The following is a 546-nucleotide window of genomic DNA, read 5'->3' as shown; positions in this document are numbered from 1 at the left end:
AACCCAACACCTCTCCCGCTCAGGCCCGTGGCCTGTGGGGCAAACCTGCGTTCATCTATCAGCCCGATACCGATACTTATCGTTGTCCCGTCGGCGAGCAACTCCAGAGGCGCCACGCCACGGTTGAGGCCGGCAAGCTCATCAACGTCTACTTCAACCAGAAGGCTTGCGGTGCTTGCTCATCGCGCGATCGCTGTACGGCAGGTAAAGAGAAGCGCATCCGCCGCTGGGAGCATGAGGCGGTGCTCGATGCCATGGAGCAAAGGCTCGAGGCTATGCCTGACGCCATGGCAATCAGGCGCTGTACCGTCGAGCACGTCTTTGGGACGATCAAGGGATGGATGGGTGCCACCCACTTCCGAACGCGAGGCCTGAAAAACGTCACCACCGAAGCCAGCCTGGCCATCCTGGCCTATAACATCAAGCGAGCCATTGCAGTCGCCGGTGTCGACACCACCCTCAAGGCGATGAAGGGGTGAGAGGAAACACCTCACGCCATCGCCGGTATCCGGCTCGATAAGGCGCTACGAGTTCTCACACAGCCTC

1 protein-coding gene is annotated in these 546 nt (G+C 60.4%); it reads left to right on the top strand.

What is annotated here, in order from left to right; translation table 11 throughout:
* On the top strand, positions 1-479 hold a 479-nt coding region (locus ACX3OZ_RS20915; protein WP_459105519.1), incomplete at its 5' end, for a transposase.
* Positions 480-546 lie beyond the last annotated feature (67 nt).

This window comes from Devosia sp. A369 (genome assembly GCF_054489345.1).
This window is presented reverse-complemented; position numbering and strand designations above follow the sequence as displayed.